The 26,456-nt window shown below is 48.4% G+C and carries 23 protein-coding genes and 1 other annotated feature; of the genes, 14 read left to right on the top strand and 9 right to left on the bottom strand.

The annotated features are described in order from the left end of the window. Nucleotides 1–97: 97 nt before the first annotated feature. Nucleotides 98–338 (top strand) — a binding site (T-box leader). A gap of 57 nt (nucleotides 339–395) precedes the next feature. The 7 genes from aroF (at nucleotide 396) to IJN28_06115 (ending at nucleotide 8,191) form a co-directional block, all read left to right on the top strand. Next, nucleotides 396–1,409, top strand: a complete 1,014-nt coding sequence (gene aroF / locus IJN28_06145; protein MBQ6713348.1) for a 3-deoxy-7-phosphoheptulonate synthase — start codon at nucleotides 396–398, stop codon at nucleotides 1,407–1,409. Then, nucleotides 1,406–2,299: a prephenate dehydrogenase/arogenate dehydrogenase family protein gene (locus IJN28_06140; protein MBQ6713347.1), complete on the top strand. Its 894-nt coding sequence runs from the start codon at nucleotides 1,406–1,408 to the stop codon at nucleotides 2,297–2,299. Before aroF ends, IJN28_06140 begins: the two co-directional genes overlap by 4 nt. 182 nt (nucleotides 2,300–2,481) lie before the next feature. Continuing rightward, entirely contained in the window at nucleotides 2,482–2,940 is a 459-nt protein-coding gene (gene trmL / locus IJN28_06135; protein MBQ6713346.1) for a tRNA (uridine(34)/cytosine(34)/5-carboxymethylaminomethyluridine(34)-2'-O)-methyltransferase TrmL, read from the top strand. 23 nt (nucleotides 2,941–2,963) lie between these two features. Next, on the top strand, nucleotides 2,964–3,887 hold the full coding sequence (gene murB, locus IJN28_06130; protein ID MBQ6713345.1) for a UDP-N-acetylmuramate dehydrogenase: 924 nt from the start codon (nucleotides 2,964–2,966) through the stop codon (nucleotides 3,885–3,887). Between the two features lie 198 nt (nucleotides 3,888–4,085). After that, entirely contained in the window at nucleotides 4,086–5,693 is a 1,608-nt protein-coding gene (locus tag IJN28_06125) for an MBL fold metallo-hydrolase (protein MBQ6713344.1), read from the top strand. 114 nt (nucleotides 5,694–5,807) lie between these two features. Beyond that, nucleotides 5,808–7,616: a translational GTPase TypA gene (gene typA / locus IJN28_06120; GenBank protein MBQ6713343.1), complete on the top strand. Its 1,809-nt coding sequence runs from the start codon at nucleotides 5,808–5,810 to the stop codon at nucleotides 7,614–7,616. Nucleotides 7,617–7,765: 149 nt separating this feature from the next. Further along, complete coding sequence (locus IJN28_06115; protein MBQ6713342.1) at nucleotides 7,766–8,191, top strand: cell division protein SepF; 426 nt, start codon at nucleotides 7,766–7,768, stop codon at nucleotides 8,189–8,191. A 79-nt stretch (nucleotides 8,192–8,270) separates the two neighbouring features. Here IJN28_06115 and IJN28_06110 read toward each other — a convergent pair whose 3' ends face one another. Next, complete coding sequence (locus tag IJN28_06110; GenBank protein ID MBQ6713341.1) at nucleotides 8,271–9,158, bottom strand: RluA family pseudouridine synthase; 888 nt, start codon at nucleotides 9,156–9,158, stop codon at nucleotides 8,271–8,273. Between the two features lie 110 nt (nucleotides 9,159–9,268). Here IJN28_06110 and IJN28_06105 point away from each other — a divergent pair, with 110 nt between their 5' ends. Next, on the top strand, nucleotides 9,269–9,550 hold the full coding sequence (locus tag IJN28_06105) for a hypothetical protein (GenBank protein MBQ6713340.1): 282 nt from the start codon (nucleotides 9,269–9,271) through the stop codon (nucleotides 9,548–9,550). Here IJN28_06105 and IJN28_06100 read toward each other — a convergent pair. From IJN28_06100 to IJN28_06090, 3 genes are read right to left on the bottom strand one after another with little or no spacing between them, the layout of a single operon-like run. Next, on the bottom strand, nucleotides 9,547–10,836 hold the full coding sequence (locus IJN28_06100; protein ID MBQ6713339.1) for an aspartate aminotransferase family protein: 1,290 nt from the start codon (nucleotides 10,834–10,836) through the stop codon (nucleotides 9,547–9,549). The genes IJN28_06105 and IJN28_06100 overlap by 4 nt on opposite strands. Before the next feature lie 26 nt (nucleotides 10,837–10,862). Next, nucleotides 10,863–12,806: a U32 family peptidase gene (locus tag IJN28_06095; protein ID MBQ6713338.1), complete on the bottom strand. Its 1,944-nt coding sequence runs from the start codon at nucleotides 12,804–12,806 to the stop codon at nucleotides 10,863–10,865. A gap of 19 nt (nucleotides 12,807–12,825) precedes the next feature. Next, nucleotides 12,826–13,689 carry an ABC transporter substrate-binding protein gene (locus IJN28_06090; protein MBQ6713337.1) on the bottom strand — a complete coding sequence of 288 codons (864 nt, stop codon included), beginning with the start codon at nucleotides 13,687–13,689 and terminating at the stop codon, nucleotides 12,826–12,828. A 213-nt stretch (nucleotides 13,690–13,902) separates the two neighbouring features. Between IJN28_06090 and IJN28_06085 the strand changes: the two genes are divergently transcribed. The 4 genes from IJN28_06085 to IJN28_06070 all read left to right on the top strand — a co-directional run bounded on the left by IJN28_06085 (nucleotide 13,903) and on the right by IJN28_06070 (nucleotide 20,751). Further along, on the top strand, nucleotides 13,903–17,325 hold the full coding sequence (locus IJN28_06085) for a DNA polymerase III subunit alpha (protein MBQ6713336.1): 3,423 nt from the start codon (nucleotides 13,903–13,905) through the stop codon (nucleotides 17,323–17,325). Between the two features lie 112 nt (nucleotides 17,326–17,437). Continuing rightward, nucleotides 17,438–17,632 carry a DUF2007 domain-containing protein gene (locus tag IJN28_06080; protein MBQ6713335.1) on the top strand — a complete coding sequence of 65 codons (195 nt, stop codon included), beginning with the start codon at nucleotides 17,438–17,440 and terminating at the stop codon, nucleotides 17,630–17,632. A 46-nt stretch (nucleotides 17,633–17,678) separates the two neighbouring features. Then, a complete protein-coding gene (pyk, locus tag IJN28_06075) occupies nucleotides 17,679–19,433 on the top strand; it encodes a pyruvate kinase (protein MBQ6713334.1) in 1,755 nt (584 codons plus the stop codon). A 118-nt stretch (nucleotides 19,434–19,551) separates the two neighbouring features. Then, nucleotides 19,552–20,751, top strand: a complete 1,200-nt coding sequence (locus tag IJN28_06070) for a hypothetical protein (GenBank protein MBQ6713333.1) — start codon at nucleotides 19,552–19,554, stop codon at nucleotides 20,749–20,751. Between the two features lie 30 nt (nucleotides 20,752–20,781). Here IJN28_06070 and IJN28_06065 read toward each other — a convergent pair whose 3' ends face one another. Next, nucleotides 20,782–21,909, bottom strand: a complete 1,128-nt coding sequence (locus IJN28_06065) for an acyltransferase (protein MBQ6713332.1) — start codon at nucleotides 21,907–21,909, stop codon at nucleotides 20,782–20,784. Nucleotides 21,910–22,081: 172 nt separating this feature from the next. Between IJN28_06065 and IJN28_06060 the strand changes: the two genes are divergently transcribed. Continuing rightward, nucleotides 22,082–22,474: a hypothetical protein gene (locus IJN28_06060; protein ID MBQ6713331.1), complete on the top strand. Its 393-nt coding sequence runs from the start codon at nucleotides 22,082–22,084 to the stop codon at nucleotides 22,472–22,474. Nucleotides 22,475–22,529: 55 nt separating this feature from the next. Here the strand turns inward: IJN28_06060 and IJN28_06055 are convergent, their stop codons facing one another. The 4 genes from IJN28_06055 to IJN28_06040 form a co-directional block, all read right to left on the bottom strand. Then, nucleotides 22,530–23,240, bottom strand: coding sequence for an SIMPL domain-containing protein (locus tag IJN28_06055; protein ID MBQ6713330.1), 711 nt, complete (start codon nucleotides 23,238–23,240; stop codon nucleotides 22,530–22,532). A 15-nt stretch (nucleotides 23,241–23,255) separates the two neighbouring features. Next, nucleotides 23,256–23,966 carry a M48 family metallopeptidase gene (locus IJN28_06050; GenBank protein ID MBQ6713329.1) on the bottom strand — a complete coding sequence of 237 codons (711 nt, stop codon included), beginning with the start codon at nucleotides 23,964–23,966 and terminating at the stop codon, nucleotides 23,256–23,258. Nucleotides 23,967–24,084: 118 nt separating this feature from the next. Then, nucleotides 24,085–24,771, bottom strand: coding sequence for a TVP38/TMEM64 family protein (locus IJN28_06045; protein MBQ6713328.1), 687 nt, complete (start codon nucleotides 24,769–24,771; stop codon nucleotides 24,085–24,087). A gap of 42 nt (nucleotides 24,772–24,813) precedes the next feature. Further along, nucleotides 24,814–25,728, bottom strand: a complete 915-nt coding sequence (locus tag IJN28_06040) for an EamA family transporter (GenBank protein ID MBQ6713327.1) — start codon at nucleotides 25,726–25,728, stop codon at nucleotides 24,814–24,816. A 297-nt stretch (nucleotides 25,729–26,025) separates the two neighbouring features. Between IJN28_06040 and IJN28_06035 the strand changes: the two genes are divergently transcribed. Then, nucleotides 26,026–26,456: trigger factor family protein (locus IJN28_06035; GenBank protein ID MBQ6713326.1), on the top strand; the 431-nt coding region annotated here is incomplete at its 3' end.

Raw genomic sequence — 26,456 nt, 5'->3', positions numbered from 1 at the left:
TATAGACGTTTTATGTTTCCTGCGAGTATTCACATTGAATTATTTTCATGATATTATTTAAATATGGTAAAGGAGGTTTTCTATGTTATCAAATATTCCAAATGCAACGATTAGGACGAGTAGGCAAGCAGAATTTTCAGAGAGTCGCGGGTCGGTGTGACGCGATAAGGATATTTGTTGAAATACCCCTAAGAGCAGCAGGCCGAACACATTTTGTCAGTAGGCTGTGCCGGTCGCCACCGTTATCGTAGGCTAGAGTATCAATAGTGTACTCGAAGTGAGAGGCTTGCTAAAAGCAAGCAGGGTGGTACCACGGAGCAAATAGTTTCGTCCCTGATGAGGGACGGAGCTTTTTTTATTTTGGAGTACAATTTTCAAGAGAGGATGAAGATTTTATGATTATTGTAATGGAACCAAAAGCAACACAAGAACAAGTGGAAGCGGTTAAGGATAGATTAGTACAGGCAGGTTTTCAGACGCATCTGTCGGTAGGGGAATCGCGTACGATCATCGGCGTTATCGGTGATAAAAAAGAAATGAGTAAAGTGGAGCTTGAGGTATTGTCGGGTGTTGAAAAATGTGTTTCGATCACTGAAGATTACAAGCTTGTTAATCGCGAATTCAAGCCGGAAGATACGATCATTGATGTCGGCGGTGCGAAGATCGGCGGCAACCACCTTGCTGTGATGGCAGGTCCGTGTGCTGTTGAGAGCATCGAGCAGCTTCGCGAAGCGGCGCAGTATGTCAAAGCCAGCGGTGCGCAGTTCCTTCGCGGTGGTGCGTTCAAACCGAGAACATCTCCGTATGCGTTTCAGGGTTTGGAAGTAAAAGGCCTTGAGATGCTTGCAAAAGTCGGTCAGGAAACAGGCCTTAAGATCGTTACCGAGATCATGGATGCATCGGCGATCGATGCTGTCTGCGAATATGCCGATGTGCTTCAGATCGGTGCGCGCAATATGCAGAACTTCTACCTCTTGAAAGAAGTCGGCAAAACGAACAAACCTGTTCTTTTAAAACGTGGTCTGGCGGCAACTGTCAGTGAATGGCTCAATGCCGCAGAATACATTATGAGCGAAGGTAATTTTAACGTCATCTTCTGCGAACGCGGTATTCGTACATACGAAACAGTCACGCGCAACACGCTCGACTTGAGTGCCGTTGTAGCGATCAAAGCGGCATCTCACTTGCCGATCATCGTTGACCCGAGCCATGGTACGGGCGTACGCAACATGGTATTGCCGATGGGGCGCGGTGCCATTGCTGTCGGTGCGGACGGCTTGATGGTAGAGATGCATCCGAATCCGTCGAAAGCACTCTGCGACGGCAAACAATCTCTTACGCCGTCTGATTTTGAAAACTTCATGGCAGAGATGCGTCGTACAGCGGCGTTCATGGGTAAAACGTTATGATCCGAGGCAAGACAGTCGCGATCATGGGCTTGGGGCTTATCGGCGGGTCGATCGCCCTTGCGCTTAAAGAATCGCTGAAAGATAATGTTACCGTAACGGCATTCGATTGCCAAAAAACAACGATCGAATATGCGCGCCAATGTACACCGATAGATTTCGTTACCGACGATTATATTGCCGCCGTTAAAGACGCTGATCTCGTTATTCTGGCGGTACCTGTGCTGCAGATGATACCGCTTGCACAGACGATCATGCCGCACCTCAAGGAAGGCGCAGTCTTAACGGATGTCGGCAGTACCAAATCGGCTATCTGCCGTGAGATGAAACCGATCCTTCGTGAAGATGTTTCGTTCGTGGCAGGTCACCCGATGGCAGGTATCGAGCTGAGCGGTATCGCAGCGGCGAAGGTCGATCTTTTCGATAACAAGTTCTATATCATCAGTCCCGAAACAGCGAAAAACGATGCTTCTGTTCAGCTGGTCGAGGCGATGGTGCGTGCGATCGGTGCGCGTCCGACGACGCTTGATTTGATGCACCACGATTCATGCGTTGCCGTTATCAGCCATGTGCCGCACGTGGCGGCGGCAGGTCTTGTTAATCTCTTGGGATGCTCGCCCGAGGATCTTGAACACAACTTGAAGCTTGCGGGCGGCGGGTTCCGCGATACGACACGTATTGCTTCGTCTGATGCCGATATGTGGGCAGATATCTGTATCTCGAACGGCAAGGCGATCCAAAAGACGCTCAGAAGCTACCAAGAGATGATGGGACTTATCATTGATGCTATCGAAGACGGCGACCGTCAAGCGATACACTCGTTCTTCCGTACGGCGAAGTTGCGCCGTGATGCGCTCCTTAATGAAACGGAAGCCAAAACAAGACAAGAATAATAACAAGATACGAACGGATGATGCTTACGGCAGTATCATCCGTTTTTGTTTTGAGAAGATGGTATTTACCGCAAAAAAGACTTGTAAATTGATTGGAAATAAGAGAAAATAAATATAGCTATGTTTTGTTCTATAAAACCATAGTGACAGGAATGAATGATACAGAATGGAAGAGGGTAATTATGCATATTGTATTGGTAGAACCTGAGATCCCCGGCAATACGGGTAATATCGCGCGTTTGTGTGCGGCAACAGGTACCGAGCTTCATTTGGTACACCCGTTGGGATTTTCGGTCGATGATAAACATTTGAAACGTGCAGGCCTTGATTATTGGCATTTGCTGACGGTTCATCACCATGACAGCATCGAAGAGGTGCTTGAAAAGTACGAAGGAAAGAATTTTTATTTCAATACGACGAAAGCCGAAAAACATCATACAGATGTTACATTTACGCAGGATGATTTTCTCGTGTTCGGCAAAGAAACGGCAGGACTTCCCGAATCTTTGCTCGCGCGTTATCCTGAATCGTGTATTCGTATCCCGATGATCGAAGATGCTCGTTCGCTCAACTTGTCGAACGCGGCGGCTGTCGTTGTGTACGAAGCACTTCGTCAGACAGAGTTTTTTAAACTGCGCTGAGCAGAATCAATGCCGAAAAAGGAATGACCGAAAAGATGAACATGAAATTTGAAGAAGGCTTGTTAAAGATATTACAGCCGTCTCAAATATTGAAACAGGAAGCGATGGCCTTGCATACGACGTTTCGTATCGGTGGGCCTGCCGATTATTTCTTATTGCCGTCGAGCGTAGAAGAAGTGGCATCTGTCATCGCTTTGGCAAAAGAGACCGATATGCCGATCTTGTGCTTGGGCAATGGGTCGAACCTCTTGGTGCGTGACGGCGGTATTCGTGGTGCTGTGCTCCATTTCGGAAAAGAGATGAGCGATATCAGACAAGAAGGCAATACGCTTATCGTCGGTGCAGGTTGCATGCTGAAGGATATTGCTGCAGCTGCTGCCGAGGCGAAACTGGCGGGATTTGAATACTTTGTCGGGATACCGGGCAGTATCGGTGGTGCCGTATTTATGAATGCAGGTGCATACGGCGGTGAGATCGAGAGCGTTGTGTCGGCAGTAACGGCTGTCTGCCCGAACGGACAGATCCGTCGGTATACGCGCGAGGAACTTGAATTCGGATATCGTCACAGTACGTTCCAAGAGAACGGCTGTGCCATCTGTGAAGTAGAGATCACACTGACAGACGGTGAAGAGGCTGTTATCCAAGAAAAACTGGACGATCTGACCGAACGCAGAGAGTCGCGTCAACCGCTCGATATGCCGAGTGCAGGCAGTACATTCAAGCGTCCCGTAGGATATTTTGCGGGAACGCTTATCGACCAGACAGGGCTTAAGGGACTGCGTGTCGGCGGTGCGGAAGTGTCGAAAAAACATGCGGGATTCGTTGTTAATGCGGGCGGAGCAACGGCAAAAGATGTCGTTGGGTTGATTCAAGAAGTACAGCGACGTGTCTATGAAGCGCACGGTGTACGACTGGAACCCGAAGTGAAAATGATAGGTGAAGAATGATATAGAAGGCTTTCCGACAACTGATGTGTCGGGAGGCCTTTTTATTTGCGATAGAATCATTAAAAAATTATGAAAAATTTTCAAACAAAGAAAAGGATAGGAAGTGTTGTTGTAGAATCTAATTAGTAAGTAAAGAAAAGTGAAGTTTTATTTCCGATGGCAGATAGAGTGACAGAGAGAACTGAAAGGAGATATACTATGAAACTTACATTTTGCGGGGCGGCTCAAGTTGTAACGGGGTCGTGTTTTTTATTGGAAACAGAAAAACAAAAATATTTGATCGATTGCGGGATGTTCCAAGGTTCTAAGACGGTTCGTTCCTACAACTATCGTGATTTTCTCTTTTCGCCGAATGCGATCGATGCCGTCATCTTGACGCATGCGCATATCGACCATAGCGGTCTGTTGCCGAAACTGTGCAAAGAAGGTTTCCGCGGTAAGATCTATACGACGAAAGCGACGAGCGAGCTTAGTGCCGTCATGCTTCCCGACAGTGCGCATATCCAAGAATATGATACACTGCAAGAGAATCGCAAGCGTGAACGTGCGGGCAAACCGCTGCTTCAGCCGATGTATACAGTCGATGATGCGAATGCTTGTTTGCAGCATTTCAAGGCGGTGCATTACGGTGATACGATAACACTCAGCGATACGGTGCGTGTATGCTTCAAAGATGCAGGCCACATTCTCGGTTCGAGTATCGTAGAAGTCTACGTAACAGAAAACGGCGAAACGACGAAACTCGTCTTTTCGGGTGACTTGGGACAGCCCGATCAGCCGATCATCAACGATCCGACTGCTATTGCAGATGCCGACTATATCATCTGTGAATCGACATACGGCAATCGCTTGCATGAAACGAAAGAAAAAGAAGAACGCCTTGCTGAGATCATCAACGATACGCTCGCGCGCGGCGGCAACGTCATCATTCCGTCGTTCGCCGTAGGACGTGCGCAGTCTATTCTCTATTACTTGGCGCATCTGTGGCGTGACGGCAAGATTCCCGATGTGCCGATCATTCTCGACAGTCCGCTTGCTATTGAAGCGACACGTATTTTCGGACGCAATACCGACGTTTTCGATGAAGAATCGACGGCAATGCTTGACGGCCCTGATGGCGTGATGGAGCTTCCGCAGCTCGTGATGAGCAAGACGGCAGAAGAATCGAAACAGATCAATGAGCGTCAAGGCTCTGCTATCATCATCTCGGCGAGCGGTATGGCCGATGCAGGTCGTATCCTTCACCACTTGAAATATAATCTGTGGCGCCCCGAGAGCAGTATCTTGTTCGTCGGATATCAGGCGGAAGGTTCGCTTGGCAGACGCCTTTTAGAAGGTGCCAAACGTGTAAAACTCCTCGGCGTCGAAACGGTCGTTCGTGCATCCATTTATAATATGGACGGATTCTCGGCACATGCCGATAAGAACCAGATCCTTGCATGGATGAAGAACTTCGATAAAGAACGCCTTAATAACGTATTCTTGGTACACGGCGAGCTGCCTGCGCAATTGGAGCTTGGCGAAGCCGTTGCCAATGAGATCGGGGTGCCGTTCGATATTCCGCAGTACGGCGACAGTGCCATCATTGAAGGCAAGTCCTTCCACATCGAAGCGGCTGAGATCGAAGATGTTGCGCCGCAGACGCGAGATCTCATCGAATACTTCAAAGTGCTTGAGTCGGAATACCGTCAGATGCGCCGCAGTGTGATCGCACGGATCGCGGAAAAACCGGAAGAACTTCCGAAGATCATACAGATCCACGACAAAGCGATAAAATATTGGAAAAAAATGATGAATGCTCTGTAAAAAGTGAAAAAATACAATTACTTTTATTGACAATTCTTAGTCTGATATAGTAAAGTAAAAAGGATGTATGATATGCATGCATCCTTTCTTTTTTGAATATTGGGAGGCGTAACAATGAGACGTGACGATTTAAGAAATATAGCTATTATTGCCCATGTTGACCACGGTAAAACGACGTTGGTCGATGCTATGCTCCGCCAGAGCGGTGTATTCCGTGCCAATGAGCAGGTTGCAGAACGTGTAATGGACTCGAACGACTTGGAACGTGAACGCGGTATTACGATCCTGTCGAAAAATACGGCAGTTATGTACAATGATGTAAAGATCAACATTGTCGACACCCCGGGCCATGCTGACTTCAGTGGTGAAGTTGAGCGTGTTCTCAACATGGTAGACGGTGTTCTTCTTTTGGTAGACTCGTTTGAAGGCCCGATGCCGCAGACGAAATACGTGCTTCGCAAAGCACTCGAACAGAAATTAAAACCGATCGTTGTTATCAACAAGATCGACCGTCCCGATCAGCGTGTCGAAGAAGTCGTTGACGAGGTATTGGAGCTCTTCATCGAACTCGATGCAGATGATGATCAGCTAGACTTCCCTGTTATCTATGCGGCAGCTCGTGCAGGTATCGCAAAACTCTCCATGGATGATGAAAGCGACAATCTTGCGCCGCTCTTCGAACTCCTTCTCAAAGAGATCCCGGGTCCGAAAGGCGATGTAGACGGTCCGCTCCAGATGATGGTAACGACGCTCGACTATGATGAATATGTAGGCCGTATTGCGATCGGCCGTATTATCCGCGGTAAGATCCTCAACGGTCAGAACGTTGTTGTTATGAACGGTGACCAGACGACGAAAGCTAAGATCGGTCGCCTTTATGGATATCAAGGTTTGAAACGTGTTGAAGTACCGGAAGCAGGTATGGGTGATATCGTAGCTGTTACGGGTCTTGCTGATGTCAGCATCGGTCAGACGATCGCCGATCCGGAAAATCCGGAAGCATTGCCGGCACTCAACATTGATGAACCGACACTCTCCATGACATTCGGTGTCAACACGAGCCCGTTCGCAGGCCGTGAAGGTACGTTCGTAACATCGCGTCATGTCCGTGACCGTCTTTTCAAAGAAACGGAAACGAACGTCAGCCTTCGTGTAGAAGAAACAGACAATACCGATACGTTCAAAGTATCGGGTCGTGGTGAGCTCCACTTGTCCGTTTTGATCGAAACGATGCGTCGTGAAGGTTTTGAACTTCAGATCGGTAAACCGGAAGTTATCTGCAAAACGATCAACGGTGAAGTTTGCGAACCGCTCGAATTCTTGACGATCGACGTTCCTCAGGAATTCATGGGTACTGTTATGGAATCGCTCGGTACGCGTAAAGCAGAACTCGTCAACATGGTTGAAATGGCAGGCTACCTGCGTATGGAATTCGTTATCCCTGCACGTGGCTTGATTGGTTTCCGCTCGGAATTTTTGACGAATACGAAAGGTAACGGTATCATGAACCACGTATTCAACGGCTATGTTCCGTATAAAGGCGATATCCCGGGTCGTACGCGCGGCTCGCTTGTCGCATTCGAAGACGGTGAAACGACGGCTTACGGTATCTCCAACGTACAGGAACGCGGTGTCGTATTCGTTCGTCCGGGTGAAGCTGTATACGAAGGTATGATCATCGGCGAAAATACGCGTGAGCTTGATATGGACGTTAACCCGTGCAAGAAAAAACACGTTACCAATATGCGTTCGAGCTCGTCCGACGAAGCGATCCGTCTTGTACCGCCGAGACTTTTCTCGCTTGAACAGGCACTCGAATATATCAACAAAGACGAATTGGTAGAAGTAACTCCGGAAAATATTCGCCTGCGTAAACAAGTATTGGATCGTACGGCACGTGGTCGTGCGCGTAAAAACGGATAAATCCATTAGAAATCCAATGAAAATGAGCGAAAAGACATTGATTTAGAAAAAAATACTTATGTTTTTCTAAAAAAAGAAGGATTTTCATAAGTTATGTCGAATTCGTTCAAAAATTGGGAAAAATGGATACCACAAGGGGTTGGTCAACGATGAGTAAAGTAAGCATGCTTTGGAAAAAAGTACAAGCCTATTTTGATACTGCCGAAGACGATATTATATATGAAGAAGTAGAAGCTTCGCAGGAAGAACGCCAGCCGGAACCTTCGCGCAGAAATTTGACTGTTCATTCTACACATAGATCGGAAGCAAAAATGTGTATCATGGTACCGCGAGAATTCGATGATGTACAAAATTGTGCAGAAAAATTGATGAATCGTCAGATGCTTTTGATGAATTATGAGAATGTAAGTGAAACGGAAAAAAGACGTATGGATGATTTCTTAAACGGTGTTTGCCATGTCCTCGGCGGCAGAGTGCAATACGTTACCGAAAAAAATATTCTCTATACACCGAAGAATGTGGAAGTTGAAAAAGAGCTGTTCTCGTACAGTGCTCCGGTGTTCAAGGCTAACTAAAAAAGTAAAACCATCAACCTTTTAGGTTGATGGTTTTTTCATACGAAAAAGAAGGCAGACAAAGTCGTCTGCCTTCTTTTTATTTTGTAAGCAAGTCGAGAGCCGTTTCTATATCGGCGGTAAGTGGTGCTTGGATCGTGATATGCTCGTTCGTTTTCGGATGGATGAAAGAAGTTTCCGCAGCATGGAGTGCTTGTCGTTTGATGAGCGCGGAGCGTTTGCCGTACATATTGTCGCCGAGGATGGGAAGGCCGACAGCAGATAAGTGAAGTCGTATCTGATGCGTGCGTCCTGTTTCAAGCTTGAGTTCGACGAGTGCGGCATTGTCGTAGGTCGCGACTGTTCGATAATGCGTGACGGCAGGGGCGCCGTCGTCGCGGACAGAGCGTCTGTTAGTAAGTGTGGGATGTGCTCCGATGGGGAGGTTGATCGTTCCTTCTAATTTTGTCGGAATCCCTGCGACGAGCGCATGATAGGTGCGAGTGAGAGAGTGTGTGTCGCGCTGTGTTTCCAGCTTGCGCTGTACTTCTGCCGATTTGGCGAAGAGGACACAGCCCGAGGTATCGCGGTCTAAGCGATGGATGGGATGGAAGTGAACAGGCTTACCGCTTTGTTTCAGATAGTGGGCAAGCGCATTTGACAGTGTACCGCTTGTCGTGCGTCCGGCGGGATGGACGAGCTGACGGGGCGGTTTGTTGAGTGCGATGAGGTAGTCATCTTCGTAGAGCACTTCGATCGGGAGGTCTTCTGCTTGGATGCTATTTTCTTGTGGTGCCGTTTGTTTGATCTTTACGATATCGCCTGCGCGAAGTGTCGCTTTGAGATAGGCAGGTCGTCCGTTGAGGAGGATGCCCTTTGAGCGTGTCAGTTTTTGCACTTGGCGGGCGGATATATGATGTGTTTTCAAAAAATCGCGTACCGAGAGCGTCGCTTCTTGCTCGGTCACGGTATAACTGGAAAAGGCCATGGTGTTCAACCTTTCTGTTTTACATAATAAAAATAGCGTAGCACGGAATGAGAAGAAAAGCAAGATTGTCTGTGCTGCTGCATATAGATGTGAAAAAGGAGGTACAAGATATGAAACAAAAGACGAGCATAAAACGTAAGGTGAAGGTAGGTATATTGGCTCTGATGGGCATTGGGTTCCTGTTATTATCGCCACAGTTGACGGTAGGCATGGAGGGCATTATATTTGCAGTTGTCTGGGCGGTGATGGCAACGCTCGGTGCGGTGTCGCTCTATCATGAGTGGAAGGCGGCAAGAAGATCGGCGAGAGAGAAGGCTGTCTATGCGTTTAAAAAGAAACTGCGCACCCCCAAAGAGGCACGCAGTCGGATATCTGTTCGACTTAGAGCTTAGCGCGGAAGCTGTGCAAGGACAACGTCGAGCGCGTCTAAGAGATCGTTGATATTTTGTTCGGTGATAACGAGCGGAGGCTGGAACGCGAGTACGTTGCGCGCAACGCCGTTTTTGCCGACGATGAATCCGCGGTTTTTCATTTCTTCCAAAATGATATCCGTTTCGGTCGAGGCTGGCGAGTTGTCAGCGTGGACGAGCTCGGCACCGACCATAAGACCCATGCCGCGAATATCGCCGATGATCGGATATTTTTTCTGAAGTTCGGCAAGACCTGCTTTGAGCTGTGCGCCACGGGCAAGTGCGTTGTCGGCGAGCTTGTTGTCGATGAGGTAATCGAGCGTTGCAAGAGCCGCCGTAGACGATACGGGATTACCGCCGAGCGTCGATGCGCCCGGTTTCGTATACGTATTGGCAACTTTTTCAGTCGCGATGAAGGCACTGATCGGTGTACCGTTGCCGAGAGCTTTGGCCATCGTCATGATATCGGGCGAGATACCGTAGTTTTCGATAGCGAACATTTTACCTGTACGGCAGAAGCCTGTCTGTACTTCGTCGATGATGAGAAGGATGCCGTAACGGTCGAGAATTTCTTTGACACGTTTGAAGTAGCCCGGAGGCGGTGTTACAATACCTGCGTTGCCTTGGATCGGCTCTGCGATCATTGCGGCTACGCGACCGGAGGTGTTCGTTTTGATGATATCTTCGATGGCGTTGGCACACGCGTAATCACATTCGGGGAAGCGTTTGCCGAGCGGGCAGCGGTAGCAGTATGCGTTCGGTGCAAAGTTGATGCCGCCGACAGGGTTCGGGTCGGTACGCCACATGGAGATACCTGTCATGCTCATCGTCAATTTCGTACGGCCGTGAAGACCGTTGCGAAGGCTGATGAATTCGCTATTGTTCGTTGCGACTGTTGCGAGAAGTGCCGCGCCTTCATTGGCTTCGGTACCCGTCGAGCAGAAGAACGTTTTTTTAAGATCGCCCGGTGTTACTTCGGCAAGGCGTTCAGCCAAACGGACGAACGGATCGGTCAAATAGATGTTGCATACGTGCTGGAGCGTTTTGACCTGCTCGCAGATGCGGTCGGTGATAGCAGGGTTGCAGTGACCGCAGTTGATAACGGATACGCCTGCGAAGCAGTCAAGGTACTGTTTGCCTGTGCTGTCGTAGAGATACTGCATATCCCCGCGGACGAGCTGCATCGGTTCTTGGTAGAAGTGGCCGAGGCAAGGCATGATGTATTCTTTTTTCTTTTCTAAGATCGTTTGTGGACCGAGATAGTTCATGTGATTCTCCTCCTTATGATAGGCGATTAGCGAGATACACGGAAGCGAAGTGCGCCGATACCGAGCGGACGCGGTGCGTTTTCTTTGAGCGATGCGAGACGCTCTGCGTTTGCTTCTTCTTGGGGAGCGGCATAGAGGCTGTCAAGTTCTGCACGGTATGTCTGGAGCAAGAACGCGAGATGTTCGTCATCGTAGATGTGACCTTCGATACGGTACGTTGCCGCGCCTGTTAATTTCGGCAGGTACGGGAAGAGGCAGTAGTCGTTCGCGAGCAGGATGTGGCTCTTACCGTGCTGGTCAAAGCGGATGCTGTGTTTTTGACCTGCCGTATCGAGAAGTGCGTATTGATGCTGATAGATCGGTGTCTGATCTTCATTGTCGAGACCGAGGACTGCCGACGGGATGGAGTGTTCCGATACCATTGCTTCGATCGGACCGTGAACGATAAGCTCGATCGGCGATTGGCTCGTCTGAAGAAGGTCGACGATCTGCTCGTGCGATGCTTCTACGGACATCGTCGATTGTACGATGCCGTTGTCGGACTGCCATTTTGTGCTGTAATGGTTGAACGTATTGAACGAGAAGTCTGCATAGAGCGGAAGTCCCGTGATTTCTTTTGCCATTTTCATTGCACCCGTGTTGCTGACCATGATGCCGTGCGGTGCGATCTCTTTGAGTGCGGTGAAGTGCTGTTCGAGCTCGCCGAGGATCGGGTTCGGCGTGATGCGTTGTGTCATAACGACGACTTTTACATTGTACGGCTCAGCGATACGCATTGCTTCGCGGATATCTGCGAGCGACCACGGTTTGTTCGGGCGGAATGCGTCACCGCCGATGTAGATGATATCTGCGCCGTTTTTACACGCGACTTCTACTGCGCTGAGCGATGCCACGCGAACAGAGAGCTGCGGGCGGGCTTTGAATGCAGGAGATTCGTCTTTGCCGAGTTTGGCTTTGACATCGAGCGTTGCTTCTTTAACAGCCTGACTGAAGAAACGCGGTTCGCGGCTTCCGTCGTAACCGATGAGTTTTGCGCCGAGTGTATTGGAGAGTGCATAGCACGTGGAGAAGTCACGCGAACGGTTTTCGTAGAGTTCTTTCCAATCGTTTTCGTCGATCGTGTAGGATGTCGGGTCTGCCAAGTAGCGGTCAACGGCACGACGATAGATGGATACAATGCGTTTTACGAAGTCTGCCGTACGCATACGACCTTCGATCTTGAACGAGTGAACGCCTGCCTGAATGAGTTCGGGCAAGTGGCGATACATACACATATCTTTGAGCGCGAGCTTGTACGGGCCCGTCTGGTCGGAATCGGGGATCACTTCGCCCGTTTCTTCGTCGATAAGCTGGTACGGCCAGCGGCACGGTTTAAGACAGCGACCGCGGTTAGAACTCTGACCGAATACGACGCCCGAATGAACGCACTGACCGCTCTGCGATACGCACATATCACCGTGGATGAAGAATTCGATCTCGATGCCTGTCTGTTCACGCATGAGGCGGATCTGATCGAGCGTAAGGTCACGGCTGGCAACGATACGCGTGATACCGTATTCTTGGTATTTGCGTACCGATTCGCTGTTGTGCGTGTTGCGCATGATGGAAGTATGGAGCGGAACGGTGAAACCGATCTCTTTGGCGAGCTCCATGATAGCGAGGTCTTGTACGATGAGTGCGTCAGGCTGGATGCGTTCGAGGAGCATGAGATAGTCGCGCATTGCGTCGATCTCACGACTGCTGATAAGGTTGTTGACTGTTACGTACAGTTTGACACCGTGTGCGTGAGCGTATTTGATCGCTTCTTCAAGCTGTTTGTCATCAAAGTTCGTATCAGCACGGTGCATACGCATATTGAAGCGTTTACCGCCGAGATAGACGGCATCTGCGCCTGCCTCGATGACTGTTTCGAGGACTTCCCAGCTGCCTGCGGGAGCTAAGATTTCTACGGATTGTCTATTCAAAAGCATGGATTCATCTCCTAAACTATTAGTTATAAATTTCTTTCGCGCGCTCTACGAGAGAGGACGGAAGTTCGATATCGAGGTTGTCTGCCGCATACTGGTTGAGAAGAACGTCGGGCGTTTTGACAGAGCCGACGGGAATCGTACCTGCGTCTTTGCCGCCGAGGATATCGATGGCTTTTTGGCCGCATTCATAGCCGAGCGCTTCATGATTGGCCGCAAGACCGCCGACAGCACCGCCGACGATGTTCGGTGCGTGCGATGCGATGATCGGAAGGTCGAGGTCGTCTGTGTAGTAGACGATACTTGCGAAGTTGTCTTCGAGCAGTTTGCCGATCGGCATAAAGATAGCGTCCATCTCATCGGTGAGAAGCTCGGACAATTCGGAAATATCGGTCTCCGATGCGATCGGAAGCTCGATGAGCGTGAAGTGGCCTTCTGCCGCTTTTTTGAAGTTAGCTACTTCGATCTTTGCATTTTCGTCGTTCGGGTCGAACGGCATACCGAGCGTTTTTGCTTCGGGAAGAAGTTCTTCGATAAAAGCGACTTTATCCGTTGCCGATACCATGCCCGATACGCCCGTTGCGTGGTTGCCCGGACATTCCATCGACTGTGCAAGACCGACGCTGATGGGGTCGAATACAGGCGTGTAGACGACAGGGATATGGTCACTTGCCGCGATGGCTGCTTTGGCTGCAGGTGTTGTGCAAGCGAAGATCAGGTCTACGTTTTCATCGACCAATTTTTGTGCGAAAGCAGGCAGTTTTTCTACCGTACCGTCAACGTTGAAATAGAGGTATTCGACCTCTTCGCCGGCAAGGGCTTGTTTGAAACCATGTACGGCGGTATCTAAATTTTGTGTGAGCTGCAAGATTCCGATTTTATACAAAATGAATACACCTCTTTATTTACAAATTAAACTATGTTTAATTCCACAACAAAGAGTAAAATCCCTCTTTTATATAGTAGTAGAAATGAAATAATAGAAAATAAAATCGAAAAGAGAAAAATGAACAGGCAAAAGGACGATTTTGAAGGATTTTGAGGGTGTATCGTCTAATTATAATTATTTAATTTCTTTAATACGAGAGAGAGGACAGAGATGGTGCCGCAGATAGGAAATAATCAATTTGTACATTTACACGTTCATACTGAATATAGCCTATTGGATGGTGCGAGCCGTATTGAAGATCTGGTGCTTCATGCCAAAGAACTGGGTATGCCTGCGATCGCGATCACCGACCATGGTTCGATGTATGGGGTCATTGAGTTTTATCAGACTGCCATCAAGCATGGTATCAAACCGATCATCGGCTGCGAAGTATATATTGCTCCGCGGTCGCGATTCGAGAAGAATACTGCTGAGGGCGGAGCGTATTACCACTTGGTTTTGTTGGCCGAAAATAACGAAGGCTATAAGAATCTCATTAAGTTGGTATCGCTCGGCTATAGTGAAGGTTTCTATTACAAACCAAGGATCGATATGGAGATATTACGGGAGTACAGCGAGGGTATCATTTGCCTCAGTGCTTGTATTGCAGGCGAGATCCCTTGTCGGATATTGCGCGGAGATATTGAAGGTGCGCATGCTCTGACAGAAGAATTCATTTCGATCTTCGGAACAGATCGGTTTTACCTCGAAGTACAGAACCATGCGCTGGAAGAAGAACGATTGGTCAATGAAGAACTGTATAAGATCGCGGAAAAATATCAGCTTAAGCTGGTAGCGACGAACGACTTGCATTATGTACGCCGTATAGATGCGGAGTGCCACGACGTTCTCTTGTGTATACAGATGGGCAAGACGGTCGATGAACCGGGCAGAATGAAGTTTCCCAACGATTCTTTTTATCTGAAGGATGTTGAGGAGATGCATGCGCTGTTCCCGAATCGACCTGATGCGATCTACAATACACTTGAGATCGCAGAGCGTTGTAATGTCACGTTCGATTTCGGCGAGATGTTTTTGCCTGTGTTCGAATTGCCTGACGGATTCACCTCTGATGCGGATTATCTGAAGCATCTTTGTGAAGGTGGTATCGGTTGGCGATACGGACAAGAGGCGTCTGCCGAAGTACACACGCGATTGGCATACGAACTGGATGTTATCGACAAGATGGGCTTTTCCAGTTACTTCTTGATCGTATGGGATTTTATCAAGTATGCCAGAGAGCATGATATCGCTGTAGGACCGGGACGTGGTTCGGCGGCGGGCAGTATCGTTGCGTACCTGTTGGGTATCAGCAATATCGATCCGCTCAAATATCAGCTTCTCTTTGAGCGATTCTTGAATCCCGAACGTGTTACGATGCCTGATATTGATATTGATTTTTGCTATATGAAACGCGGTGAAGTCATCGACTACGTTGCCAAACGATACGGCATAGATCATGTAGCACAGATCATTACCTTCGGAACGATGGCGGCCAAAGCGGCGATCCGCGATGTTGGTCGTGCGCTCAATATGACCTACAATGAAGTAGATCGTATCGCCAAGATGGTTCCGACAGAACTGGGTATCACGATCGATAAAGCATTGCATGGCAATAAGGAATTACGGGAAGTATATGAGCAAGAAGCACCTGTAAAAAAATTGATAGACTTGGCGCGGGCAGTCGAAGGGCTTCCGCGTCACTCGGGGACACATGCGGCAGGCATTGTGATCGCCAAACATCAGTTGACCGACTATGTGCCGATACAAGTCAGTACGGATGGATTCTACACAACACAGTATGACAAGGATAAGGTAGAAGAGATCGGGCTTCTCAAGATGGACTTCTTGGGACTGCGTACATTGACAGTTATCGGACATGCGATCGAACTGATCCAAAAAAGTCGCGGTATCACGATCGATATCAATGATATTCCGCTTGATGACAAACTGGCTTGTGATATGCTTGCTCATGGTGAAACAGCAGGCGTATTCCAGATGGAATCGGGCGGTATGACGAATCTTGTCAAAGAGTTGAAGCCTGAAAGGTTTGAAGACTTGATACCGCTTGTAGCATTATACCGTCCGGGTCCGCTCGGCAGCGGTATGGTTACTGACTTTATCAACGGCCGTCACGGCAAAAGCGAGATACACTACTTGCATCCTGTATTGGAGCCGATCTTAAAAGATACGTTCGGTGTCATTCTTTATCAGGAACAGGTTATGCAGATCGCATCTGCGATGGGCGGTTTTACACTTGGACAAGCAGACCTTCTGCGTCGTGCAATGGGGAAAAAGAAGCACGCCATTTTGGAAGCGCAGAAAGGGAACTTTTTGGCAGGGGCAGCAGAGCGCGGTTTCGATGCGAAACTGGCAAATGAAATATTCGATCTGATGGCACATTTCGCCGACTATGGTTTCAATAAGTCGCATAGTGCGGCTTATGCATTGATCGTATATCAGACGGCATATCTCAAAGCACACTATCTGCCCGAATTCATGGCAGCTCTCTTATCGAGTGTCATGGGTGACAATGAAAAAGTAGGCTCGTATATCGAGCATTGCAAACGCATGGATCTGTCGGTATTGCCGCCCGATATCAATGCCAGCAAAGCGATGTTCAGCGTTGACGATGGCAAAGTGCGATTCGGTCTGGCGGCTATCAAAAATGTCGGCGAAAGTGCGATCAATACCGTTATCACAGAACGTGAAGCGGGCGGACCGTTCGCTGACTTGACGGACTTCTGTTCGCGTATGGATATGCGTGTCGTCAACAAACGAGTCCTTGAAAGCCTTATTAAATGCGGAGCATTCGACTCTACCGGGGCAAAACGATCTCAGCTGTTGGCGGTATTAGAACGCTGTATCGAGATGGCATCTATTCGTCGCAGAGAACGTGCAAGCGGTCAGATCGGTCTGTTCGATACGGAAGAGATGGACGATGTCTATGAAGTGGCACTTCCCGATATAGACGAACTGCCGACAGAAGAGATATTGGCACTCGAAAAAGAGATGACGGGCTTTTATATCACAGGCCATCCGCTCGATAAATATCGTCAGCGTATGGAAAACTATATGAAGATCAGCGAGCTGTTTGGTGAGGAACGAAAAGACAATGATCGCATCACGGTCGCAGGTCTTATCGCGAGTGCCAAACGCATGATAACAAAACGCGGAGAAACGATGTGTTTCTTGGAAGTCGAAGACTTCAGCGGTCGTGTGGAAGTCGTCGTATTCCCGAAAGTAATGGAAAAAGCGGCGTCTTTCTTAGTGCCTGATGTGCCTGTCGTTTTGAGTGGTAGACTTGACAAAGGCGGTGAGGCGACGAAGGTACTGGCTGAGATCATTCGTGATATGGAAAACACGATGCCCGAAGTGCGGCTGAAGATAACAATAGGGCGTGACGATGATGAAACGTTTGATGCCTTGAAGGTAAGACTGAAAGATCATCACGGAACAACACCCGTCTATCTTCATCTGCCGGGCGGAAAACGTGTCATCAAAACAGAACAGCAGTATTGGATAGACCCGACAGCAGAAGCGCTTCAAGCGCTCAAACAGCTTTTGGGTGATGAAAATGTAAAATATTTTTAATTTCTCAGCCACAAACTGTCCTTGTCAGAAGGGGATTTCCTGCCAAAGAGAGAATATAATCAATAACTTCTTCCAAAAACTGCCAAAACATAAAAGGAGAGGGGTCGTTGCTATGTGGACAGTCATTTATATTGCAAATCATAGAGCACAGGCAGAAATATTAAAAACGATCCTGACGGAAGAAGGTATTTTGGTTGATATTCGTCCTGCAAGTGTATCGCAGACAGATGGTATGCAAGAGATCTTGGTGCCGGAATCGGAAGCAGATGAAGCGCACGCTGTCATTTGCAGACAAATGATGAAATAGGAAACGAATTTTAATAAATATAAAGGTGGAACGATACATGAGCTTCATGAAAAAGAAAACGAAAATCGTATGTACTTTGGGCCCGAGCAGCGATACGCCCGAAATTATTGAGGCGTTGCTTGAAAACGGTATGAACGTAGCACGTTTCAACTTCTCGCATGGTACGCATGAAGAACAGCGCGGACGCATTATGAAACTGCGTGAAGTAGCGGAACGTGTAGGCAGTCCTGTTGCGTATCTTCTCGATACGAAAGGTCCTGAAATGCGTCTTGGTAAATTCCAAGATAAAAAAGTATTGCTCGAAGAAGGCAAACAGTTCATCATCACAGGTCGTGACGTAGAAGGTACGGTAGATATCTGTTCCGTTACGCATAAGAACCTTCCGCATGAAGTTGCACCGGGCAACCGTATTCTCTTGTCGGACGGATTGGTAGAGCTTCTCGTTGAACGTGTAGAAGGAGAAGATATCATCACGAAGATCCTCAACACGGGTGAAGTCAGCACGGGTAAACGTGTTGCGGTTCCCGATGTTGCGGTACAGATGCCGTTCCTTTCCGAAAAAGATATTGCTGATATCAAATTCGGTGTAGAGATGGATATGGACTTCATCGCGGCTTCGTTCGTACAACGTGCGTCCGATATATTGGCGATCCGTCGTGTGCTTGAAGAAGTCGGCGGTGATATGCAGATCATTGCGAAGATCGAAAATGCAGAAGGTGTCCGCAATATTGACTCGATCCTTCGTGTAGCTGACGGTGTCATGGTCGCGCGCGGTGACTTGGGCGTAGAGATCCCGACGGAAGAAGTACCTGTTATTCAGAAATTGCTTATTCAGAAATGTAACCAGGCGGCGAAACCTGTTATCACGGCAACGCAGATGCTTGAATCCATGATCGTCAATCCGCGTCCGACACGTGCGGAAGCAAGTGATATTGCGAATGCTATCATGGACGGTACCGATGCGATCATGCTCAGTGGTGAAACGGCTGCCGGTAAATATCCGATCGAAGCAGTAAAAATGATGAACAAGATTGCCGTTCATACGGAACAGAACCTCAACTACGAAAAAATGTTCTTGACGAAAGGCATTGCAACGAATATCAGCAGCACGAATGCGATCAGCCACGCTACGGTTCAGGTTGCACAAGAGCTTCATGCGGCAGCTATCTTGACGGTATCTGCAAGCGGTTACACACCGCGCATGATCTCCAAATATCGTCCGAACGCACCGATCATCTGCGTGACGCCGTATCAGAAAACGCGTCGTCGCGTACAGCTTCTTCGCGGCGTCAAAACGATTCTCGGCCATTTCTGCAAAAACAGTGATGAAATGGTCGGCAACGGTGTTGACAGTGCTGTAGAAGCAGGTGCGGTAAAAGAGGGCGACCTCGTCGTTATCACGGCAGGTGTACCTGTCGGTATCAGCGGTACGACGAACATGATCCGCGTACAGGTCATCGGCGACGTACTTCTTCGCGGTGCCGGTATCGGTCAGCGTGCGGCAGTAGGTAACTGCTGTGTCGCATCGAGCATCAAAGACATCAAAGAAAAATTCAAACCGGGCGATATCCTGGTAACGAACGGTATCAATGAAGAAACCGCGCGTTATGCAGCACAAGCATCGGCAATCATTACGGAAGAAGGCGGTTTGACATCGCCTGCAGCTATTATCGGTGTAAGCTGCGGTATTCCGGTCATTGTCGGAGCAAAAGAAGCAAGAACCATTTTACACGATCAAGACAGAGTAACAGTAGACGCAGCAAGAGGAGCAGTATATAAAGGAGATACGAACGCGCGCTAAGAAGCGGGAGTTGATCTGATTGCTATCTATGCACAAAGTAGGAGTCGGCCTAAATTCGGGTCGGCTCTTTTGTATCCAAAAACAAAATAAGTGGAAGTGGGATTGGCGTAAAAAACGAATGAAAATAGAGCTTGTTTCAACGAAGTTAAGACGAAGACACGATCGGTGCAGGCGACTTTATCCGTTCCTCGGCTTGGCCGCGGCAGAAGAAAAGTGGGGACATATCGAATGGGGCTTCGAAACGCTCAAATTTCTGTATAGTGAAGGTGTGGCGGAGCGTCAGGATGCAGGGCGACTGGGCAGCCTTGTTCGGCAAGTCGCCGATCTGGGTAAGAGTGATTGTGCACTGGCGCTCTTGAGCGGATTTGTTCCATTATATCGACATAATCCGTCCTGTCGCGAGGAGATCGTTGGTGCGCTCTCGGTCATTGCTCTCCATGCGTATCGTAACAGACAGCCTGCCCTTATGGCGAAGTGCGGTGATTATCTTTGTCGTATCGCGATTGAAGAGGAATCCGTAGTGGACGAGCTCGTGCGAGCGGTGAAACAAGTCGGGATACTTGCTGTACGCGGGCGGGATGAAGGGCTGTTTCGCGAGATGATGATGCGCATGATGAAAGTGTTTTTTATGCGAACAGGCAGTATGGCAAGACTGACGTCGCTTCTGACTGCTTGGCTCGAACGTATCCTGCACCAAGACGGAGAAGCGTGTTATGAAGCGTGGAGAAGCTGCTTGATAGAATCGTTGACGAAAGGACAATGGACAAACTGTGACCTGCTCGCATTGATGGAATCGTGCCGAAGCATGGCGGGGCTTGCTGCCATGAATCCGTACTCGCCTGTGATGCGTCGATTCTTAAGCGATATACTTTATTATGCTGAGCTGCAGGAAGACAAAGATGTACAGATAACAGCCGTACAGATCGTTGGCATGGCGATGCGCATCGCGGTACATGACTATCCTGCCGCTTTGTCTATGCCGTATATCGTACCGTTGTCGCGATTCGGCGGGAATCAAGCATGGCGACAAGCGCGATTTCCCATGCTGTATGAAACGGGAGAAGGCAGAGTACTGACTGCTGTTTGGCAGGTGTTCTTGCTATTGGAAAAAGAACTCGAAGAAAATCGTTGGCAGGAAGAAGGCGACCTTTTTTATCCCGTCTACGATGCGTATCAAACAACATATCCGCTTGCCGAACGGGAAGTGCTTTTCTGGCGGTCGTTTTTTGCCTATCGTAAAAAAGTGAACGGTAAAACGATCCCGCGCAAAGTCGGTGTGCTGACAAAAAAAGAACGCGCCGACTTACTGAGAACATAAAAAAGAACCTGCCATGAGGCAGGCTCTTTTTTATTTGGCTCTTGCACCTGTGAGAAGCTGTCCCACAAGAGGTATCTTTTTGCTGATGCGTTCTGCTGTCATTGCAAACAGAAGCGATGTGACAGTTGTTGCAAGATAGAGTGCGATAATTTTTTTCGTCGTTAATACGATGCCCCACAAAAGTGCCGTATCGCCGAAGAATGACAAGGCAAATGGGTGGAATAAATAGATGAAATACGAATGATGACCGAGTGTAGAGAGGATGCTTTGGACTTTTGTCGGCATATTCGTAAATGTGAACAGACGGAATAAGAAGAATGTTGTACCTACTGTGTAGACAAGACCGACGGGACTGAGCTGTTGTACCATATTCATCGCCGATTCTGGTGAGTAAGCAGGCGTTGCATTGAGGTACGCATAGAAGCGACCGAGTATCAAGACGAGTGACAGGAAGCCGAGCGAGTAGACGAGCTTACCGTGGTCTTTCAGCCATGCGTAGATCGATTGATAATGAACGGCGAACGTTGCGCCCAACAGGAAGATGAACAGATAGTGCAACGGCCAGAAGTTTAGTCGATATTGGATGCATTGGCTAGAGAAAGAACCGTCAAGCGGCACTGACCAGAGCATGACTGTCGACCAGTGGTTGAATGCAAGCTGAACGATGAACAGACCTGCGAGCATTGGGAGCGGGCGGGTAAGCCGTTTCATGCAGGCGATCCAGACAGGCATCAGTGCATAGAACCATACCAAGATGACCATGAAATAGAGATGATACGAACCAAGCCCGAAGAATACGGTCGTCAAAAGTGCGAACGGGTCCCACACATTCCAGTCGTGAAAATTCATTGAATAATGTAGTCGATACAGAAGCGTCCAGACGAGATACGGGATAAGAACAGTGCGCAATCGCCGTTTCATAAATGTACCGTATGAAAACGGTGCGTGAATATCGAGCCGATAAAAGAGCCCGAACGCAGATACGAAGAAGAATATCGGTACGCTGAATCGTGATACGACTTCAAGCAATGCGAACAGTTCAATGTTAAGATCGGGATTCGACAAGCTGAACGAGCCGACGTGGATACCGATGACACCGAGCATTGCGATACCGCGGATATAATCGAGCGCAGTCAAACGCGCAGGTGTTGATGACATAAAAAACTCCCCTTCACAGAAAGGCTATCCCTATCTATTCGCGAAGAATGGGAAGAATCCTACCGCGCAAACTCAATTTGACAGAAAGATAATTTTGTGCATAGCAGGAAAAGTACGATGTGCGAAGAAATATCTATAATATCAATCGGACTAATTAGGGGGAAATTATAACGTGAATATGGTAATGGCAAAAGTATTTGGCGTTTTGTTCGCCGGTGCTGCGGCAAAAATGTTCATCGTAAACGGATTAGCATGGGTCGTTATCGATCTTGTCGTTTTGGGCGTAGCATATTTGATCTTGAAACAACACCCGTACATTGACTTGAAAAAAGCAATGTCCTATTTGGGTGCTATCACCTTTATCTCTGTTTTGGTAGACCTTGGCATCATCGGCGGTGAGATCGGCAACATGGCCGTCCTTGCACTTCTCTTGTGGATGATGTTCGGCGATCGACTGCTCTTGTTTGGTGACCGTTATCGTGTCGGCGGACCGCGCGACCCACGTAACAAAGCACTCTTGCAGCAACAACAAAAACAGCAGCAAAGAGGAAGAAAACGCAGATAAGAAAATAAAAAAGACAATGCAGATTATGCTGCATTGTCTTTTTTATTTGGACATTTTACGGAAGGGTGAATACGGCTGTGACGGAGGCCGATACTTCAATGTCATCAGGGGAAAGCTCGGTCGCGAGGGCTGTTTCGGTGTCGCGCATAGCGTTGGCTTTGTAGACCATGGTATGCGGACGATAGTGTACGCCTGTTTCGGAGACGGAGAGGAGCTTGGGCTCAGGCTCGCCAAAGGCTTTCGCGAGGGTGATCGCTTTTTGCTGTGCGGCATGTGCGGCTTTTGTCAAGGCTTCTGCTTTGAAGCTGTCTTTGTCATGGCGATCGTAGTTGATGGTGCCGATCTGGGTGACGCCGTGGTGCATCGCACCGTCGATAACGTCAGGCAGCTTGGCAAGATCGTTGACGGTCACGGTAAGAGAGTGACGAAGTGTGTAGCCGACAATGGTAGACGGTTTGTTCTTTTCTTCGCTGTATTGCGGAGAGAGGGAGAATTGCGTGCTGTCGATGTCGCTTGCTTTGATGCCGAGCGTATAGAGATGGTCGCGGACGCTTTTTGCAAGGCGTGCGTTGTCTTGTTGTGCTTTGATGCTCGTTTTGGCAGATGTGATGATACGAAGTTCGACGGTCGCCATATCGGGTGCGCAGGTAACGATGCTGTCGCCTGTGACAGTGATGGTTCGTGCGGGCGGGGCTTCATTTGCGAAGGTGAGCGCAGAGAAAGACATCAGGATAAGACAGAATATGGTGGTAATGAGTTTACGCATGATAAGGACACTCCTTTATATTGATGTTATGATGTGCGTGCTGATTCGGTTGAGGGCACGTTTATGTTCTTTGTATTGTGGGTCGTACTTTGATACGAGTTCCCAGAAGGCGGGGCTGTGATTGAGGTGGCGCAGATGACACAGCTCGTGGATAACGACGTAGTCGATCAGTTCGGGCGGTATTTGAATGAGATGCCGATTGTAGTTGAGATTCTTGAGGGAAGTACAGGTTGCCCAAACTGTTTTTTGTTCTTTGATGGTGATACGATTATAGGTGACGCCAATGCGTTTTGCCCATTCGGCACTTTTTTCTTCCAAGTAGGTTCTTGCCGTCATGCGATAGTAGGAGATGATGGCATTTTTGATTTCTTCGGTCGAGGCAGAGGGCGGATGTGTTAAGGTGAAAGCCGTTTCACTGTAATCGGCAGCGAAGGTGGTGATGTTCGGTGCGGTATGCAGGTGAAGCGGTATCTTTCTGCCGAAAAAAAGCAGAACGTGCGGTAGTGCTGACGGTGTTGCCATCAGAGATTGAGAGGCTTTGGCAAGGTGCGAGGTGATCCAGTCTTGTTTCTTGATGAGCAGAGCATGTATAGCATTGTCTGTCATCAGAAGAGGGGCGCGTACCTCGATGTGAGTTGAGGAGGTGATCTTTAGTTGTATCGTTTTGCGGTTGCTTCTGACGATCGATACAGCGATGCGGCAGCCGTTTATGATGATCGATTGCATATGTGAACTCCTGTGAAAAGAATAGTATGTTTCTATAATATGATAGTTTGCCATTCTTGGAAAAGTGTTTGATAAGAATGACTGCCATAGAAAAAAGCGAAGGATAAGCCCTCGCTTTTTATTTTGTGTCCTTAACGGACTTTTTTTCTTTTTTACGTTGGCAGTACCAGAGAAGACCGTATACGACGGTCGCGCCTATTACGACCATGGTAAGGCGGTGGAGGTTCTGTTCAAACAGTACGATGTCGTGTCCGACGATGACTTCAAGCGCTGTCGAGGGGAATTTTCCGATAAGGTTGGCGAGCACGTAGTCGCGCAGGCTGATGCTGCTGAGCGCGCCGAGTGCTGTCAGTACACCTGATGGGAAGTACGGTATCGTGCGCATGATGAGCATGAGCTGGAATCCTTTTTTACCGCTGAATTCGTCGATCTTTTTGAGCGCGCCGCTCTTGGCGATGATCTTCTCGGCAGAGGAACGCAGGATAGTACGCATCAAGAGAAAGCTGATGATGACGCCGACTGTTTCGGCAAGCCACGAGATGATGATACCGGGGATGATGCCGAATACGATGCCGTTGGCTGTTGAGATGAAGATGGACGGCAAGAATCCGAGCGCGTTGACAAGGACATCTATCCAAAAACTGAAAAACATGGCCCATGCGCCGAATGAGCGGAAAAATTCGACGAGCGCGTCGATATCACCGCTTGTGACGAGATGGAACATACGCGGAAAGAAGTCGGGGTACAGAATATGAACGAGCAAGAACGATAGGACGAGCAAAAGGAAGGCTATCCCTTTTATCATCGTTTCTTTTTGTTTGGTCGACAAGAAGGATACACCTCCGAGTTAGCGTTTGTGTTGAGCTGATTGTCTGGCAAGCAAGATAACTGTCAGGACGATGAATGCACCGCCGATCCAGTCGTATAGGGTAAACGGCGTTGCGAGAAATGCGATGGAAAACAGAACGACGACAAGTGCTTCCGAGGAAGCGAGCGTGCCTGCTTCTTGCGGTGATATATATTTTATGCTTTCGAGAAAACAATAAAACGGGCAGATCGTACCAAATATAATAATGAATATAATACCTGCCAGAGATATAAGCGATGCTTCACCGACAAAGTGCCACGGCTGTCCGAGCGGGAGCATGGTGATGCCTCCGATGATCATTGCCCAGCCGAGAAGTACGGGCGATGGCCAGCGTATCAGATGGTAGCTGGGATAGACTGTGTAGAAGGCAAGCGTACCTGCGGAGAATATTCCCCACGATACGGCCTTGGGGGATAAGGCAAGTGTGCTGATATCGCCTTTCGTCACGAGAAGGAATGTTCCTGCCATAGCAAGAATGATGGCGATAGTTTGCAATGTTGTCGGCCAGACGCGTGCGCGAAGGATGCCGTACACGGCTATCATGCTGGGGGCGAGGTATTGCAATATCGTTGCGGTGGCGGCATTGCCTGCGTCGATGGCGACGAAGTAGGAGTACTGCATCAGCATCATGCCGAATATCGCAAAGATGAGAAGCTGTCGTCTGCTATCCTTCGAGCGCCAGATATCGAAGATCCCGCGGACACTATGCCATGCTTGCGGAAGCAGGAGAAGCGTTCCTGCAACGAGCATGCGAACTGTGACGAGCCATTCGGGAGAAAGATGTTGTGTATGAAATAAAAATTGCGTGACGGTCCCGCTTGCGCCCCAGGATGTGGCGGCGATCAAAACGAGCAGGATACCATAACGACGCAGTTTGCTTGCCGGTATAGTCATAGGTAGGAGTCCTCCGAATATGCGAAAAACCAATTTCTATTAGTATACTACAACTTTTTCGTGAAAGAAAGATTTGCATCCCGAGAAGGATGAGCGAAAAGCACGGAAAAATCTGATTTATCACGAAGAAAGCGGTCGTAAGCCTTGTGGAAAGACTTGTTTTTCAAATACGTATGTGGTATGATATATCGTACCGTATGTTTAATTTTAAGGACATGATTTTTATCGAATGAGATTGCAGTTATAAAAATAAAAAAATGGGTAATCTTATTCAAATGAACGGAGGATTTTGTAACAATGAAAGTAACAACGGAAAGAATAGAAAAACACCAGGTCGTTTTGACGGTAGAATTGCCGAATGCAGATGTAAAAAAAGCAATCGATCGCGCATATGCTGATCTCAGCAAAAAAGTAAGCGTACCGGGCTTCCGCAAAGGCAATGCTCCGAAAAATCTTTTGAAAGCACGTCTTGGTGAAGATGTTATCATGGGCGAAGCACAGGAGATCGCATTCAACAATGCATTCTCTGCAGCACTCGTTGAAGCTAACGTTGAACCGGTAACTCGTCCGGAAGTAGAAGCTGTTACGTTCGAAGCTGACAAAGATGCTGTCTTCAAAGTAACGTTCACGGCTAAACCGGAAGTTACGCTCGGCGAATACAAAGGCGTAAAAGTAGCAAAAGAAGTAGCACCTGTTACGGACGAAGATGTTCAGAAACAGATCGATGC

It is taken from the genome of Selenomonadales bacterium (assembly GCA_017442105.1).
Taxonomy (GTDB): Bacteria; Bacillota; Negativicutes; order RGIG982; family RGIG982; genus RGIG982.
Note: the sequence above shows the minus strand (reverse complement) of the source record. Positions and strands in the feature narration are given on the sequence as shown.

Excerpts from the sequence above, each read along its gene's own strand:
- typA (MBQ6713343.1), top strand. The coding sequence starts at position 5,808 with ATGAGACGTGACGATTTAAGAAATATAGCTATTATTGCCCATGTTGAC.
- IJN28_06050 (MBQ6713329.1), bottom strand. The coding sequence starts at position 23,966 with ATGCAATCGATCATCATAAACGGCTGCCGCATCGCTGTATCGATCGTC.
- IJN28_06140 (MBQ6713347.1), top strand. The coding sequence starts at position 1,406 with ATGATCCGAGGCAAGACAGTCGCGATCATGGGCTTGGGGCTTATCGGC.
- murB (MBQ6713345.1), top strand. The coding sequence starts at position 2,964 with ATGACCGAAAAGATGAACATGAAATTTGAAGAAGGCTTGTTAAAGATA.
- IJN28_06065 (MBQ6713332.1), bottom strand. The coding sequence starts at position 21,909 with ATGTCATCAACACCTGCGCGTTTGACTGCGCTCGATTATATCCGCGGT.
- IJN28_06045 (MBQ6713328.1), bottom strand. The coding sequence starts at position 24,771 with ATGATAAAAGGGATAGCCTTCCTTTTGCTCGTCCTATCGTTCTTGCTC.
- IJN28_06115 (MBQ6713342.1), top strand. The coding sequence starts at position 7,766 with ATGAGTAAAGTAAGCATGCTTTGGAAAAAAGTACAAGCCTATTTTGAT.
- pyk (MBQ6713334.1), top strand. The coding sequence starts at position 17,679 with ATGAAAAAGAAAACGAAAATCGTATGTACTTTGGGCCCGAGCAGCGAT.
- IJN28_06100 (MBQ6713339.1), bottom strand. The coding sequence starts at position 10,836 with ATGAACTATCTCGGTCCACAAACGATCTTAGAAAAGAAAAAAGAATAC.
- aroF (MBQ6713348.1), top strand. The coding sequence starts at position 396 with ATGATTATTGTAATGGAACCAAAAGCAACACAAGAACAAGTGGAAGCG.
- IJN28_06085 (MBQ6713336.1), top strand. The coding sequence starts at position 13,903 with ATGGTGCCGCAGATAGGAAATAATCAATTTGTACATTTACACGTTCAT.
- IJN28_06055 (MBQ6713330.1), bottom strand. The coding sequence starts at position 23,240 with ATGCGTAAACTCATTACCACCATATTCTGTCTTATCCTGATGTCTTTC.
- IJN28_06095 (MBQ6713338.1), bottom strand. The coding sequence starts at position 12,806 with ATGCTTTTGAATAGACAATCCGTAGAAATCTTAGCTCCCGCAGGCAGC.
- IJN28_06110 (MBQ6713341.1), bottom strand. The coding sequence starts at position 9,158 with ATGGCCTTTTCCAGTTATACCGTGACCGAGCAAGAAGCGACGCTCTCG.
- IJN28_06105 (MBQ6713340.1), top strand. The coding sequence starts at position 9,269 with ATGAAACAAAAGACGAGCATAAAACGTAAGGTGAAGGTAGGTATATTG.
- IJN28_06080 (MBQ6713335.1), top strand. The coding sequence starts at position 17,438 with ATGTGGACAGTCATTTATATTGCAAATCATAGAGCACAGGCAGAAATA.
- trmL (MBQ6713346.1), top strand. The coding sequence starts at position 2,482 with ATGCATATTGTATTGGTAGAACCTGAGATCCCCGGCAATACGGGTAAT.
- IJN28_06040 (MBQ6713327.1), bottom strand. The coding sequence starts at position 25,728 with ATGACTATACCGGCAAGCAAACTGCGTCGTTATGGTATCCTGCTCGTT.
- IJN28_06125 (MBQ6713344.1), top strand. The coding sequence starts at position 4,086 with ATGAAACTTACATTTTGCGGGGCGGCTCAAGTTGTAACGGGGTCGTGT.
- IJN28_06070 (MBQ6713333.1), top strand. The coding sequence starts at position 19,552 with ATGAAAATAGAGCTTGTTTCAACGAAGTTAAGACGAAGACACGATCGG.